This is a genomic window from Pseudomonas sp. ARP3 (assembly GCF_001029595.1).
Taxonomy (GTDB): Bacteria; Pseudomonadota; Gammaproteobacteria; order Pseudomonadales; family Pseudomonadaceae; genus Aquipseudomonas; species Aquipseudomonas rhodesiae.
The window spans coordinates 1-15,006 of the sequence record NZ_LEKF01000042.1 but is presented as its reverse complement, the minus strand read 5'-3'; the positions used below and the strand labels follow the sequence as shown (position 1 = coordinate 15,006).

The window sequence follows — 15,006 nt, the reverse complement described above, 5'->3', positions numbered from 1 at the left end:
AACCGGCACTGCTCAGGCTGGCCTCACCGTGCAGCCGGTAAGCCTCCACCCAACGGCGAAGCAAGGTGGGGTCCATTTGAAATTGAGCGGCGATACGGCGAAAACCCCGGCCTCGTTCAAGAAAAGCCGTAATGGCGGAAAGCTTGAACTGCGTCGTGTACTTGCTCATGAAAAAGCCCCAGGAGTTGGATAGGTGTCCAACTTTTGGGGCGCACTTCATACCGCCATCGGGGGCAAGCCCCCTCCCACATTTGATCTCCTGTGTTCTTAAGAGGCAATCAGCTGCCGCAGCACATAGTGCAGAATTCCCCCCGACTTGAAGTACTCCACTTCATTCAAGGTATCGATCCGGCACAGCACCTCGACCTTCTCCGTGCTGCCATCCTCCCGGGTAATCACCAGCGTCAGGTTCATACGTGGCACGATCTCCACGTCGCTCAGCCCCAGAATATCGATCTTCTCCTTACCGGTGAGTTTGAGCGCCTTGCGGTTCTGATCCAGCTTGAACTGCAACGGCAACACGCCCATGCCCACCAGGTTGGAGCGGTGGATGCGCTCGAAACTCTCGGCAATCACCGCTTTGACTCCCAGCAGATTGGTGCCCTTGGCCGCCCAGTCGCGGCTGGAGCCGGTGCCGTATTCCTGCCCGGCGATCACCACCAGCGGCGTGCCTGTAGCCTGGTATTTCATCGCGGCGTCGTAGATCGCCATCTTCTCGCCAGTGGGGATATACAGCGTATTGCCACCTTCCTCGCCGCCGAGCATTTCGTTGCGGATGCGGATATTGGCAAAGGTGCCGCGCATCATCACTTCATGGTTGCCCCGACGTGAGCCGTAGGAGTTGAAGTCGCGCGGTTCCACGCCCTGTTCGCGCAGGTAGCGGCCGGCTGGGCTGTCGACCTTGATATTACCGGCGGGGGAGATGTGGTCGGTTGTCACCGAATCCCCCAACAACGCCAGCACGTTCGCACCTTTGACGTCCTTGATGACCGGCAGCGGCCCGGCAATGTCGTCGAAGAACGGCGGGTGCTGGATGTAGGTCGAGTCTTTCTGCCACACATAGGTGGCGGCTTGTGGCACCTCAATGGCCTGCCATTGCTCATCCCCGGCAAACACTTCGGCGTACTCCTTGTGGAACATGCCAGTGCTGACCTGGGCCACGGCGTCGGCGATTTCCTGGCTGCTGGGCCAAATGTCCTTGAGGTATACCGGGTTGCCCTGCTGGTCGTTACCCAACGGCTCGCTGCTGATATCGATGCGCACGGTGCCCGCCAGGGCGTAGGCCACTACCAGGGGCGGCGATGCCAGCCAGTTGGTTTTCACCAGCGGATGCACGCGGCCTTCGAAGTTGCGGTTGCCGGACAAAACCGATGCCACGGTGAGGTCGGCTTTCTGGATGGCTTTTTCGATCGGCTCGGGCAAGGGCCCGGAGTTACCGATGCAGGTGGTGCAGCCATAACCCACCAGATCGAAACCGAGCTTGTCCAAGTATTGCGTGAGCCCTGCGGCCTTGTAGTAGTCGGTGACCACTTTGGAGCCGGGCGCCAGGGAGCTTTTCACCCAGGGTTTGCGCGTCAGGCCTCTTTCCACGGCCTTCTTGGCCACCAGGCCGGCGGCCATCATCACGCTGGGGTTAGAGGTGTTGGTGCAGGAGGTGATCGCGGCGATCACCACGGCGCCGTTTTTCAGGCGATAGGTCTGACCGTCGAAGTCGTAATCGGCTTCACCCACCAGGTCGGCATTGCCTACGGCGACACCGCCGCCGCCTTCGCTTTCCAGGCGACCTTCTTCTTTATTGGTGGGTTTGAATTGCAGGTCGAGAAAGTCGCTGAATGCCTGGCCGACATTCGGCAGCGCCACCCGGTCCTGGGGACGCTTCGGCCCGGCCAGGCTGGCTTCGACGCTGCCCATGTCCAGGGCCAGGCTGTCGGTGAACACCGGCTCCTGGCCCGCGTGACGCCACAGGCCTTGGGCCTTGGTGTACGCCTCGACCAGTTTGACGGTTTCTGTCGGACGGCCCGAGAGGCGCAGGTAGTCCAGGGTCACTTCATCGACCGGGAAAAAGCCGCAAGTGGCGCCGTATTCCGGGGCCATGTTGGCGATAGTGGCGCGGTCCGCCAGGGGCAGGTCGGCCAGGCCGTCGCCATAGAACTCGACGAACTTACCCACCACGCCTTTCTTGCGCAGCATCTGGGTCACCGTCAGCACCAGGTCGGTGGCGGTGATGCCTTCCTTGAGTTTGCCGGTGAGCTTGAAGCCGATCACTTCGGGGATAAGCATCGACACCGGCTGGCCGAGCATCGCCGCCTCTGCTTCGATACCACCCACGCCCCAGCCGAGCACGCCCAGGCCGTTGATCATGGTGGTGTGGGAGTCGGTGCCCACCAGGGTGTCGGGGAACGCATAAGTGCGGCCGTCTTCGTCTTTGGTCCAGACCGTGCGGCCCAGGTATTCGAGGTTGACCTGGTGGCAAATGCCGGTGCCCGGCGGCACCACGCTGAAGTTGTCGAAGGCGCTCTGGCCCCAACGCAGGAAGGCATAGCGTTCGCCGTTGCGCTGCATTTCGATGTCGACGTTCTGCTCGAAGGCGTCGGCATTGCCGAACTTGTCGACCATCACCGAATGGTCGATCACCAAATCGACGGGAGAGAGCGGGTTGATGCGCTGCGGGTCGCCACCGGCCTTGGCCACGGCGGCGCGCATGGCGGCCAGGTCGACCACGGCGGGTACGCCGGTAAAGTCTTGCATCAGCACGCGGGCGGGGCGGTACTGGATCTCGCGGTCGGACTGGCGCTCTTTGAGCCAGGCGGCGATGGCCTTGAGGTCGGCGCCGGTGACCGTTTTGTTGTCTTCCCAGCGCAGCAGGTTCTCCAGCAGCACTTTGAGCGACATCGGCAGCTTATCGAGGTCACCCAGGCTCTTGGCGGCTTCCGGCAGGCTGAAGTAATGGTAGGTCTTGCTGTCTATTTCAAGGGTCTTAAGGGTTCTCAGGCTATCAAGCGATGACATGACACGACTCCTTATGGTCCGCACGGCTACGGACCTGACGGGACGAACAGAGCTTTAAAGCTAGCGCTGTTTTCATTAGCAGGCTAATAACTGGACTCTATGGTGAAGTCCAAGGTTCCGAACTCGGCTATCATGCGCGCGTTTTCATGACAGACATTGCGATAGCGCAAGGTCCGTCGAGTCACCAGGAGAGTTGATGAACACCCTTTTTATGCACTGCCGCCCAGGGTTTGAAGGCGAAGTCTGTTCCGAGATCGCGGAACACGCCGCGCGCCTGAACGTGTCCGGCTACGCCAAGGCCAAGACCGGCAGCGCCTGCGCCGAATTTGTCTGCACCGAAGAAGACGGCGCCCAGCGCTTGATGCACGGCCAGCGCTTTGCCGAGCTGATCTTCCCGCGGCAATGGGCGCGTGGGGTATTTATCGACTTGCCAGAAACCGACCGCATCAGCGTGATCCTTGCCCACCTGCGCGAATTTCCGGTGTGCGGCAGCCTGTGGCTGGAAATGGTCGACACCAACGACGGTAAAGAGCTGTCCAACTTCTGCAAGAAATTCGAAGTACACCTGCGCAAAGCCCTGCTCAATGCCGGCAGGCTGGTGGATGACCCGAGCAAACCGCGCCTGCTGCTGACCTTCAAGAGCGGCCGCGAAGTGTTTATGGGCCTGGCCGAGTCGAACAACTCGGCGATGTGGCCCATGGGCATCCCCCGTCTGAAATTCCCCCGCGAAGCCCCCAGCCGCTCAACCTTGAAGCTGGAAGAGGCTTGGCACCACTTTATCCCCCGCGACCAGTGGGACGAGCGCCTGCATGGCGACATGACCGGCGTCGACCTTGGCGCCGCGCCGGGTGGCTGGACCTGGCAGTTGGTCAACCGTGGCATGCTGGTGACCGCCATCGACAACGGCCCCATGGCCGAGAGCTTGATGGACACCGGCCTGGTGCAGCATCTGATGGCCGACGGTTTCACTTTCGTGCCCAAGCAGCCGGTGGACTGGATGGTCTGCGACATCGTCGAGAAACCCGCGCGTAACGCGGCGCTGTTGGAAACCTGGATTGGCGAAGGGTATTGCCGCGAGGCGGTGGTCAACCTCAAGTTGCCGATGAAACAGCGCTATGCCGAGGTCAAGCGCTTGCTGGAGCGCATCGAGGAAGGCTTCAAGGCGCGTGGCGTTCGTGTGGAAATCGGCTGTAAGCAGCTGTACCACGACCGTGAAGAAGTGACCTGCCACCTGCGTCGGCTGGAAAGCGTAAAGAAACCCAAGGCCCGCTGATCCACCGCCCAAATGTGGGAGCGGGCTGGCCCGCGAAAGCGGTATAACTGTCGAAATTTATGTTGAATGTGCCCGCGTCTTCGCGAGCAAGCTCGCTCCCACAGGAAATCGAGCTGGTTTTAGGAGTGAAATATGAGTCTTGAATTGCCCGTCGACGCCACCCTCGACGCCACCGGCCTCAACTGCCCGGAACCGGTGATGATGCTGCACCAGCACATCCGCGACTTGCCGGCAGGCGGCTTGCTCAAGGTGATTGCGACCGACCCGTCGACCCGTCGCGACATCCCCAAGTTCTGTGTGTTTCTGGACCACGAACTGGTGGAGCAGCAGGAGCAGGCCGGCACCTACCTGTACTGGATTCGCAAAAAAGCCGATTAACCCCGTGCCTTGTCGGCCCGAATGCGCCGGCGCGCGCTACGCGCCAGGCGTATCAGCAACATCCCCGCCGCGCAGCTCAGACCCACGATCAACCCTTGCCACAAGCCGCTCGGGCCGCTGGGTTCGCCGAGCCAGTGGGTCAGCCCCAGGGCATAGCCCACCGGCAATCCCACGCCCCAATAGGCAAACAGGGTCAGCACCATGGTCACCCGCGTATCTTGGTAGCCGCGCAGCGCACCGGCGGCGGTAACTTGGATCGAGTCTGAGAACTGGAACAGCGCCGAGAACACGATCAAGGTGGACGCCAGATGGATCACCACCGGGTCTGGGGTGTAAATGCTTGCGATCTGTTCGCGAAACAGCAGCATCAAACTGCAGGACAGGCACGCATACGCCAGCGCCGTGCCCATGCCGACCCCGGCGGCGAAGCGCGCTTCACGCGGCTCGCCACGGCCCAGAGCCTGGCCGACGCGCACGGTGACCGCCATGCTCAGGGAGTAGGGGATCATAAACACCAGGGAACTGACGTTCAGCGCGATCTGATGCCCCGACACCACCGTGGCGCCCAGGCTGCCGAGCAGCAGGGCGATTACCGCGAAGATGCTCGATTCGGCAAAGATCGCCACGCCAATCGGCAAGCCAATGCCCAGCACGCGTTTGATCACTGCCCATTGCGGCCAATCGAAGCGTTTGAACAACTCGCTGCTCTGGTAGGCGGCGCCCCAGCGCGTCCAGCCGGCCAGGCCGAGCATCATCACCCACATCGCAATGGCCGTGGCCCAGCCGCAGCCTACGCCGCCCATGGCCGGCACGCCAAAATGGCCGTAGATGAAGATGTAGTTCAGCGGAATATTCAGCGCCAGGCCGATCAGGCCCATAACCATGCTTGGCCGGGTGCGGCCCAGGCCGTCGCTGAAACAGCGCAACACGTAATACAACGCCACCGCCGGCATGCCCGCGGCGATGCCGTGCAGGTAACCCATGGACGGCGCGATCAGGTCGGGTTCCACCTTCATGGCATGCAAAATCGGTTCGGCGCACAGCAGCAATAATGCGCCGATGGCCCCGACGACCACCGCCAACCACAATGACTGACGGACCAACGGCCCGATCTCGCTGAACTGACCGGCGCCGTAACGCTGGGCGACTTTCGGCGTGGTGGCCAGCAGTGTGCCGGTCATCAGCAGGTACACCGGAATCCAGATCGAATTACCCAGGCCCACCGCCGCCAGATCCTGGGGGCTGACGCGTCCGGCCATCACCGCGTCGACAAAGCTCATGGCGGTGGTCGCCAGTTGGCCGATCATGATCGGCAGCGCGAGCGTCAACAGATCGCGCACCTCCCGGCTGATGCGGGCGGGGCGGGTGAGGGGAGCGGTGGCAGTGTTCACGTACGGGTGTCCAGTCGAAAGGTGCGCAAGGACGGCGGATTCTACGCCTTGACGCAATGGTCAGGAAAAAAGCTGTGTTAGGGATTTGTAAGCGAGGCCCGCGATCCCTGTACACTGCCTGTCCGCCAAAGGAGCCTGCCATGCTGATTGTTGCCGACGAAAATATCCCGCTGCTCGACGCGTTTTTCCAAGGGTTCGGCGAGATTCGCCGAGTGCCGGGCCGTTCCATCGACCGTGCGACCGTCGAGCAGGCCGACGTGCTGTTGGTGCGCTCGGTGACCAACGTCAACCGCGCCTTGCTTGAGGGCTCGTCGGTGCGTTTTGTCGGCACCTGCACCATCGGCACCGACCATTTGGACCTGGATTACTTCAAGCAGGCCGGTATCCAGTGGGCCAGCGCCCCCGGTTGCAACGCCCGCGGCGTGGTGGACTATGTGCTGGGTAGCCTGCAGACCCTGGCCGAGATCGAAGGGGTGGACCTCACCCGGCGCACCTATGGCGTGGTTGGCGCCGGTGAAGTGGGCGGGCGGTTGGTTCAGGTGCTCAAGGGCCTGGGCTGGAACGTGCTGGTGTGCGACCCGCCGCGCCAGATTGCCGAAGACGGTGATTACGTCAGCCTCGGGCAGATCATCGAGCAGTGCGACGTGATCAGCCTGCACACGCCGTTGATCAAGTCCGGCAATGCCGCTACCTGGCACTTGTTCGACCGTCAGCGCCTCAACCAGCTCAAGCACGGCGCGTGGCTGATCAATGCCAGCCGCGGTCCGGTGGTGGATAACGCCGCGCTGCGCGAGGTGCTGCTGGAACGTGAAGATCTGCAAGCCGTGCTCGATGTGTGGGAGGGCGAGCCTGAGGTCGATGTGGCACTGGCCGATCTATGCGTGCTGGCCACGCCGCATATCGCCGGTTACAGCCTGGACGGCAAACAGCGCGGTACGGCGCAGATCTATCAAGCGTTTTGTACCTATCTGGGGCAGGTGCCGAGTATCCAGCTGAGTGATCTGCTGCCGCCGCCGTGGTTGGCCGAAGTGCATTTGAACGCCGCCACGGACCCGGCCTGGGCGCTGGCGACGCTGTGCCGCAGCGTGTACGACCCGCGCCGTGACGATGCGGATTTTCGCCGTAGCCTGGTCGGCACCGTGCAAGAGCAACGTCTGGCCTTTGACCTGCTGCGCAAGCACTACCCGGAGCGCCGCGAGATCGAGGGTTTGAAAGTGCGGATCAACGGGGAGTCGGCGGCGCTGGCCAAGTTGGTCACTGCCCTCGGTGCCGAAGCCCTGTAGGAACGCCGTGCATAAAAAACCCGGCCACCGGGGCCGGGTTTGAAAGAGCGTGGGCGCTTCAGCCTTGCTTGGCAGGCTTGACCAGTCGCTGTTCCAGCGCGCTGCAGGCTTGCTGGATCATCTCTTCGGTAATCTGCACATCGTTGCCATCGGCATCGACATACCAGCACGGCAGCTGCTGCGGCTGGCGGATTACTTCGATTCTGGCATCGCTGCTGTGTTGCAAGGTCATGGCCTGTCTCCTCATCAGGTTGTGTACCTACTCTAAATCCCCCGCGTGACCGAGCTATTACAACTCCTTACAAGATCACCGGTTCGAACACCTACTCCAACAGAAACCGCCAAGGATTTCCAGCCGGGCGTTAGACCGATAGCCTCTAGTGGCCAGCATCGACGGGCATAATTAACTGGACTCATTGTTATTTGCCCAAGTTCCCCCAATGTTGAACTACAGATTCCTTACCGGTGATGCCTTCCATGCTCTCAGTCCGTCAACGCCGTGCGATTCGCCTGGCCAGCCGCTTCATCGCGCCCTATCGCTGGCAGGCGTTGGGTGCCCTGGTGGCGCTGATCGTCACCGCCGGCATCACCTTGTCCATGGGGCAGGGCATTCGCCTGCTGGTGGATCAGGGCTTCATGACCCAGTCGCCGCACCTGCTCAACCAGTCCATCGGCCTGTTTATGGTGTTGGTGCTGGGCCTGGCGGTCGGCACCTTTGCGCGCTTTTACCTGGTGTCGTGGATCGGCGAGCGGGTGGTGGCGGATATCCGGCGGCAGGTGTTCAACCACTTGATCTATCTGCACCCTGGGTTCTATGAAAACAACCGCAGCTCGGAAATCCAGTCGCGCCTGACCACCGACACCACCCTATTGCAGTCGGTGATCGGTTCATCGCTGTCGCTGTTCCTGCGCAATGGGTTGATGGTGATCGGCGGCATCGTGCTGTTGTTTGTCACCAACCCCAAACTCACCAGCATCGTGGTGGTGGCGCTGCCGCTGGTGTTGGCGCCGATTCTGATCTTCGGCCGTCGGGTGCGCAGTTTGTCGCGCCAGAGCCAGGACCGCATTGCCGATGTGGGCAGCTATGTGGCCGAGACCCTTGGCCAGATCAAGACCGTGCAGGCCTACAACCATCAAGTGCAGGACGAGCAGCGCTTTGCCGTCACCGTCGAACAGGCGTTCAGTACTGCGCGTAAACGCATTGCCCAGCGAGCCTGGCTGATTACCCTGGTGATCATGCTGGTGCTCGGCGCGGTGGGCGTGATGTTGTGGGTGGGCGGCATGGACGTGATCAACGGGCGCATTTCCGGTGGTGAGCTGGCGGCATTCGTGTTCTATAGCCTGATCGTCGGCAGCGCCGTCGGCACGCTGAGCGAGGTGCTCGGCGAACTGCAGCGCGCCGCCGGTGCGGCGGAGCGCATCGCCGAGTTGTTGCAGTCGACCAACCAGATCCAAGCACCAGCTGCTGGCAGCGTGCCACTCCCCGAGCGGGTCAGCGGTCGCATGGAACTGCAAGATCTGCGTTTTTCCTACCCGTCGCGGCCGGACAGCTACGCCATCGATGGCCTGACGCTGACGATCAATCCTGGCGAGACCTTGGCACTGGTCGGGCCGTCCGGCGCGGGCAAGTCGACGATTTTCGATCTATTGTTGCGCTTCTACGATCCCCAGCAAGGCCGCATCTTGCTCGAAGGCCAGCCGCTGACCGCTCTCGACCCCATGGACCTGCGCCGCCACTTCGCCCTGGTGTCCCAGAGCCCCACGCTGTTTTTCGGCAGCGTCGAAGAGAACATTCGCTACGGCAACCCGAATGCCACACGCGAGCAAGTCGAAGCCGCCGCGCGCATTGCCCATGCCCACGACTTCATTCTGCAAATGCCCGATGGTTATCAGACGCACCTCGGCGACGGCGGTCAGGGCCTTTCCGGCGGCCAACGCCAACGCCTGGCCATCGCCCGCGCGCTGTTGGTGGACGCGCCGATCCTGCTGCTGGACGAAGCCACCAGCGCCCTCGATGCCCAGAGCGAACACCTGATCCAACAGGCCCTGCCGCAACTCATGCAAGGGCGCACCACCCTGGTCATCGCCCACCGGCTGGCCACGGTGAAGAACGCCGATCGAATTGCCGTGATGGATCAAGGAAAACTGATGGCGGTGGGCACCCATCAGCAGTTGATCGCGAGTAACCCGCTGTATGCGCGGTTGGCGGCGTTGCAGTTCAGTGATGGGGAAGAATCGGCCAGCTAGTCGATTGTTAGCGGTGATCAGCTCCCATTCCACAGGAGGGGAGCTACTGGAATCCACACTCCATAAAAAATGCCCGTATCTTCCAATACGGGCACTTATCTTCACGCTTGAGCGGGTTGCTGCTTCAGCCTTCACTGATCATCAAAATACCGCTCATGCCAATCCACCAATGGCTGTGGCGAGTTGAGCTTCTGCCCGTAGATCACCGAATAAGACAGCACGTTCTGTACGTATTGTCGGGTTTCGTCGAACGGGATGCTCTCCACCCACACGTCGAAACTCAAGTGGTCGGCCCCGCGCAGCCACTGGCGCACGCGGCCGGGGCCGGCGTTGTAGGCGGCGGAGGCGAGGACGCGGTTGCCGTTGAACTGGCTGTGCACTTGGCTCAGGTAAGCGGCGCCCAGTTGGATATTCTTGTCCGGGTCCAGCACCTGAGACGGGGAGGCCAGCGGAATGCTGAATTTGCGCGCGGTGTCCTTGGCGGTGCCGGGCATCAGTTGCATCAGGCCGCTGGCTCCGACGCCGGAGCGGGCATCGTCCATAAAGGCGCTTTCCTGGCGGGTAATGGCGAACACCCAGCTTGAATGCAGCCCGCGTACCTTGGCTTCGCGCACCAGGGTGTCGCGGTGGGCCATCGGGAAACGAATATCCAAGTCATCCCAGTACTGGGCTTGGCTGATGGTGCGGATGGCCGGGAAGTACCACTTCATGTCGTAGGCCAGTTTGGCTTGGGCGACCATCTCGTCACGGTTGAAGTGACGGCTGACGTGATACCACTCGCGGCGGCCGTCGACGATTTGCCCGCGCGCGTAGAACTCCAGGGCGCGGCGCACGCCAGGCGTATTGCGCACCTTGTTGACCAGCGCCTGGCTCATCAGCAGCGGCTTGTTTTTCAACTGATAAGGCGCTTTGGAACGGTCGGCGGCCAGGAAGCCATAAAAGTCCCGTTCCTGGGCGAGGTTTTTGTACAGCACCAACGCCTGCGGGTTTTTCGGCTCGGCCAATTCCAGGCTGCGGGCCTGCCAGTAGCGCCAGCGGTTGCTGGTGGCCAGGTCCTGCGGGAGTTTGCGGGTCAGCTGGTAGGCATCTTCCCAGCGCGCCAGGCGCAACAGTAGGCGCAGGCGCCATTCGGAGACCGTATTGTCGCGCAGTTCCGGGTCGTATTTGGTCATCACCTCAAGGGCGCGCGGGTCGAAGCGTTTGGCCAGGGTCAGGCCAATTTCGCGGGCGATCGCGACTTTTTCGTCACGGGAGAAGTGCATGCTACTGGCATAGCCATCGAGCAGCGCCATGGCCTTGTCAGGGTCCTGACGGGCCAGGCGACGCAGGCCCAAGCCCACGGCGTCGGACATCGCCTCGGTAGCCGGCAGGAAGCGCGACGGGTCACTGAGCATGTCGGGCTTCTGCGCTACGTCCACCATCAAACGGCCTTGGGCGCCCAGGGTCGGCAGGGTTTTTACCAGGCTGTTGGCCAGCGCGTAATTGCGCGCTTCGGCGGCGAGCTTGGCGCGGTCCCAGATTTTCTGTTCGGTGAGTTGGCCGTCGGCGGCCCACTGGCCAAAAGTCACATCACAGGCGGCCGGTTGGGATTTGCCGGTCATCCAGAGTTTTTCGGCGGTTTTGTAGCCTTCGGCTTTCAGGTTGTGAGTGAGTTGGTATTGGCCGTGCAGGCAGTCCAGCTCGACGAAATTGAGCTTGGGGTCGTAGTACTTTTCAAAGGTCTGCCAGTCACCACGCTCGGCCAGCCAGCGCAACCAGCGCAGCTTCATCCAGTTGGCCTGGGGCAGGTCGCCGTTTTTGGCGAGGAATTGTTCGATTTCTTCGTTGCTGGCGCTCTTCAGGCGTGCGGTCAGCTCGTCGTAGGCCAGGTACGGCGTCAGCGGATAATCGGCCAGGGCCTGGCTGTATTGCATGTAAGGGCCGGTATCGCCCTTGGCCAGGGCGCGCTTGGCCTCATCGTAATATTGACGTTGAGTGGTGAGGTCCACAGCCTGGGCGGATTGAACGGCGGTGGCGGAAAGAAGCAGACAGGATAAAAAGTTGAAAAGGCGACTGCGCATGAGACGTCCGTGCAGAGAAATCACGACTAGCACCGGCACCGCCGACGCTGATTGCCCCTAGCTTAGCCTTTTGCCAGCGGCCCGTGAAAGCTTTGCAGGATGGTTCCTGCAAGTTCGCTGCAAATGTCCTACAGAACGTGTCAACAACGAAAATGCCAGCCGCATCCCACCCTCAACTCAGGTAGAATGCGCGCCCAGTTTTTGGAGAAGCGTATGACCCTGCTCAAATTCAGCGATGTGTCCCTTGCTTTCGGCGCTATGCCGTTGTTGGACAAGGTGTCCTGGCAGATCGCCCGTGGTGAGCGGGTGTGCATCATCGGCCGCAACGGCACCGGCAAGTCCAGCATGATGAAGCTGGTCAAAGGCGATCAGAAGCCCGACGACGGCTCCGTGTGGCGCGCCCCGGGCCTGAAGATCGGCGAATTGCCCCAGGAATTGCCGGTGGCCGACGGACGGACAGTGTTCGACGTGGTTGCCGAAGGCCTGGACGGCGTCGGCGCACTGCTCGCCGAGTACCATCATCTGGCGCAGAACTGCGTCACCGAGGAAGACCTGGACAAGCTGATGCACGTCCAGCAAGACCTCGAAGCCCGTGATGGCTGGCGCTTGCAGCAGCTGGTGGACAGCACCCTGAGCCGCCTGCAACTGCCGGCCGACAAGACCCTCGCCGAATTATCCGGCGGCTGGCGTCGCCGGGTGTTGCTGGCCCAGGCGCTGGTGTCCGAACCGGATCTGCTGCTGCTCGACGAACCGACCAACCACTTGGACATCGGCGCCATTGCCTGGTTGGAAGAGGCCCTGAAGGATTTCCAGGGCGCCGTGCTGTTTATCACCCACGACCGTTCTTTCCTGCAAAACCTGGCAACCCGCATCCTCGAACTGGACCGTGGTGGCCTGATCGACTGGAACGGCGACTACGCCAGCTTCCTGGTACACAAGGAAGCCGCACTGGCCGCCGAAGAAACCGCCAACGCCTTGTTCGACAAGAAACTGGCTCAGGAAGAAGTCTGGATCCGCCAGGGCATCAAGGCGCGTCGCACCCGTAACGAAGGTCGCGTACGGGCGCTGAAAGCCTTGCGCGTGGAGCGCAGCGAACGTCGCGAGCGCACCGGCAAAGCCAATATCCAGCTGGATACCGCCGACAAGTCGGGCAAGCAAGTGATGGTGCTGGAGAACGTCAGCTTCCATCACCCGGACGGCCCGTTCCTGATCAAGGACTTCTCGATGGTCCTGCAGCGCGGCGACCGGATCGGCCTGCTCGGCGCCAACGGTACCGGCAAAACCACGCTGCTCAAGCTGATGCTCAGCGGTCTGCAACCGACCAGCGGTACTGTGGCCGAAGGCACGCGTATCGATGTGGCTTATTTCGACCAACTGCGCCACCAGCTGGACCTGGAAAAGACCGTGATCGATAACGTGGCCGAAGGCCGTGACTTTATCGATATCGACGGCCAGAGCCGCCACGTACTCAGTTACCTCGGTGATTTCCTGTTCAGCCCGCAGCGTGCGCGTACGCCGGTAAAAGCCTTGTCCGGTGGTGAGCGTGCGCGTCTGCTGCTGGCCAAATTGTTCAGCAAACCGGCGAACCTGCTGGTGCTCGACGAACCGACCAACGACCTGGACGTGGAAACCCTCGAACTGCTGGAGGAGGTGCTGCTGACCTTCAACGGCACCGTGCTGATGGTCAGCCACGACCGGGCATTCCTCGACAACGTGGTGACCAGTACCCTGGTCTTCGAAGGCGAAGGCAAGGTGCGCGAATATGTCGGTGGCTATCAGGACTGGCTACGCCAGGGCGGCTCGCCGCGTCTGCTGGGCGTGACCGAAAGCAAATCCGGCAAGGCCGACTTGAACTCGGCGGTGGTTACGCCGGTGGCCGCGCCAGCACCCGCGCAGGAAGCCGCACCAGCGGCCAAGAAAAAGCTCAGCTACAAATTGCAGCGCGAGCTGGAAGCTTTGCCGGGGGATATCGAGGCCAAGGAGCAGCAGATCGCTGCAGTAGAGGCGCAAATGGCTGACGCAGGTTTCTACCTGCGTCCTGCGGCAGAAACCGCCAAGGTCATTGCTTCTCTGGAGACGTTGAATCAGGAGCTGGAAGCGTTGGTCGAGCGTTGGGCCGAGCTGGATGCCTGAGTGACCTTGGTGCAGTAAAAAGCCCGGCGCCCTGATGGGGGCGCCGGGCTTTTTTCATATGAAATGCGGTTCAAATGGGGAAGGGCTTGCTCCCTCCCAGATTAGCTCTGCATCGGTCCTAGGCGCTTTTTACCAGCTTCACCGCCAGCACATCGCACGGCGCGCCGTGCAGCACATCATTGGCGGTGGAGCCCAGCAGCAGCGCCAGGCCGTGACGGCCATGGCTGCCGACCACGATCAGGTCACAGCCTTGCTCCTTGGCGAGGTGGTGGATCTCCTGGCGCGGCTGGCCGTAGGTCAGGTGTGAGTTTTCTTTGGTCACTTCCGGGTATTTGGCTATCAGGCGGTCGAGACGTTCTTTGGCCTGGTCGAACTGTTGTTGCTGCAGTTGGGACAGGTCCATCGGAACATCGCCGCCGAAGGCCATGGCCATGGGTTCGACGATATGCACGAGGGACAGTTTGGCGCCGCTGGCGACCGCGAAAGCCCGGGCGCGCTTGATCACTGGATCGCACTCTTCGGTCAGATCTACGGCGACCAGAATATGTTCGTATGACATGAGGCGTTCCTCCAGAGGACTGCAATAAATTAAGTATGGCTGGTTTCAAGCGGATGGGGTTGCGTCAGGTCAAATCCGCTCATCAGAAAAATCGGGAGTACACATATGACGGTCTGGATAGTGGTGTCAATCCTTGTGGTGGTATTGAGCCCCCTGGCATGGCTGCGCCCGTCGCGTCACCAGAGCGGGCGCATGGCCTTGCGCATGGAGGCGCGCCGCATGGGGTTGGCCATGCAGTTGGCGCCCCAGGAGTGGCCGCACTGGCTCAAGCAAGAGCCGCCGAGCCCTTGCGCCCAGTACTGCCGGCCACGACGCGGCGCCACGCCGGCCATTTGGAGTTACTGGCAACTGGAGCCGGGGGTGTGGGTTAACCAATGGCGAGAAAACTGCGTAGATGAGAAGTTGTTGCCGCATTTTTCAACGTTGCCGGCCAACGTCTACAAAGTCGAAGCCGACAAGCAAATGATTGCCTTGTATTGGGGTGAGAAGGGCGATGCCAGTGTCTTGAAGGACATCGACGCGTTGCTCAAGGCGCTGGCCTGAACCCTGAATCGCCCCTAGTTTCGTAGACACCTCCAAGCCTTAAAATGAGGCCCATTAGGAGGTGCCATGAGCAACCAGCGATATCCCGAAGAATTCAAAATCCAGGCGGTCAAACAAGTGACCGAAAAGA

General features: G+C 61.5%; 12 protein-coding genes. 6 read left to right on the top strand and 6 right to left on the bottom strand.

Annotated features, from left to right (window positions below; translation table 11 throughout):
- Together ABX75_RS30145 and acnA are read right to left on the bottom strand one after the other, a co-directional pair.
- Window positions 1-169 (bottom strand): transposase (locus tag ABX75_RS30145; RefSeq protein ID WP_047881627.1); only part of this gene is annotated, 169 nt, incomplete at its 3' end.
- A 98-nt stretch (window positions 170-267) separates the two neighbouring features.
- The gene (acnA, locus tag ABX75_RS27450) at window positions 268-3,009 is read right to left on the bottom strand and encodes an aconitate hydratase AcnA (RefSeq protein ID WP_047883078.1); all 2,742 of its coding nucleotides are present in this window, start codon (window positions 3,007-3,009) and stop codon (window positions 268-270) included.
- A 196-nt stretch (window positions 3,010-3,205) separates the two neighbouring features.
- Here acnA and rlmM point away from each other — a divergent pair, with 196 nt between their 5' ends.
- Together rlmM and tusA are read left to right on the top strand one after the other, a co-directional pair.
- Window positions 3,206-4,282 carry a 23S rRNA (cytidine(2498)-2'-O)-methyltransferase RlmM gene (gene rlmM, locus ABX75_RS27445; protein WP_047883077.1) on the top strand — a complete coding sequence of 359 codons (1,077 nt, stop codon included), beginning with the start codon at window positions 3,206-3,208 and terminating at the stop codon, window positions 4,280-4,282.
- Window positions 4,283-4,414: 132 nt separating this feature from the next.
- On the top strand, window positions 4,415-4,660 hold the full coding sequence (tusA, locus tag ABX75_RS27440; protein ID WP_034096464.1) for a sulfurtransferase TusA: 246 nt from the start codon (window positions 4,415-4,417) through the stop codon (window positions 4,658-4,660).
- On the opposite strand, the gene ABX75_RS27435 is transcribed toward tusA, so the two are convergent.
- Window positions 4,657-6,051 (bottom strand): MATE family efflux transporter, encoded by a 1,395-nt coding sequence (locus ABX75_RS27435; RefSeq protein ID WP_034096465.1) that lies wholly within the window; start codon window positions 6,049-6,051, stop codon window positions 4,657-4,659. The genes tusA and ABX75_RS27435 overlap by 4 nt on opposite strands.
- 140 nt (window positions 6,052-6,191) lie before the next feature.
- Between ABX75_RS27435 and pdxB the strand changes: the two genes are divergently transcribed.
- Window positions 6,192-7,334, top strand: a complete 1,143-nt coding sequence (gene pdxB, locus ABX75_RS27430) for a 4-phosphoerythronate dehydrogenase PdxB (protein ID WP_047883076.1) — start codon at window positions 6,192-6,194, stop codon at window positions 7,332-7,334.
- Between the two features lie 58 nt (window positions 7,335-7,392).
- Here pdxB and ABX75_RS29535 read toward each other — a convergent pair whose 3' ends face one another.
- On the bottom strand, window positions 7,393-7,566 hold the full coding sequence (locus tag ABX75_RS29535; protein WP_047883075.1) for a PA1571 family protein: 174 nt from the start codon (window positions 7,564-7,566) through the stop codon (window positions 7,393-7,395).
- A gap of 236 nt (window positions 7,567-7,802) precedes the next feature.
- Here ABX75_RS29535 and ABX75_RS27420 point away from each other — a divergent pair, with 236 nt between their 5' ends.
- Window positions 7,803-9,581, top strand: coding sequence for an ABC transporter transmembrane domain-containing protein (locus tag ABX75_RS27420; RefSeq protein WP_169867558.1), 1,779 nt, complete (start codon window positions 7,803-7,805; stop codon window positions 9,579-9,581).
- A gap of 131 nt (window positions 9,582-9,712) precedes the next feature.
- Here ABX75_RS27420 and ABX75_RS27415 read toward each other — a convergent pair whose 3' ends face one another.
- Complete coding sequence (locus ABX75_RS27415; RefSeq protein WP_034096469.1) at window positions 9,713-11,641, bottom strand: transglycosylase SLT domain-containing protein; 1,929 nt, start codon at window positions 11,639-11,641, stop codon at window positions 9,713-9,715.
- 213 nt (window positions 11,642-11,854) lie between these two features.
- Here ABX75_RS27415 and ABX75_RS27410 point away from each other — a divergent pair, with 213 nt between their 5' ends.
- On the top strand, window positions 11,855-13,774 hold the full coding sequence (locus ABX75_RS27410) for an ATP-binding cassette domain-containing protein (protein WP_047883074.1): 1,920 nt from the start codon (window positions 11,855-11,857) through the stop codon (window positions 13,772-13,774).
- Between the two features lie 118 nt (window positions 13,775-13,892).
- On the opposite strand, the gene ABX75_RS27405 is transcribed toward ABX75_RS27410, so the two are convergent.
- Complete coding sequence (locus ABX75_RS27405) at window positions 13,893-14,333, bottom strand: universal stress protein (protein ID WP_034096471.1); 441 nt, start codon at window positions 14,331-14,333, stop codon at window positions 13,893-13,895.
- A 105-nt stretch (window positions 14,334-14,438) separates the two neighbouring features.
- Here ABX75_RS27405 and ABX75_RS27400 point away from each other — a divergent pair, with 105 nt between their 5' ends.
- Window positions 14,439-14,876 (top strand): hypothetical protein, encoded by a 438-nt coding sequence (locus tag ABX75_RS27400; protein ID WP_034096472.1) that lies wholly within the window; start codon window positions 14,439-14,441, stop codon window positions 14,874-14,876.
- The last annotated feature ends 130 nt before the right edge of the window (window positions 14,877-15,006 follow it).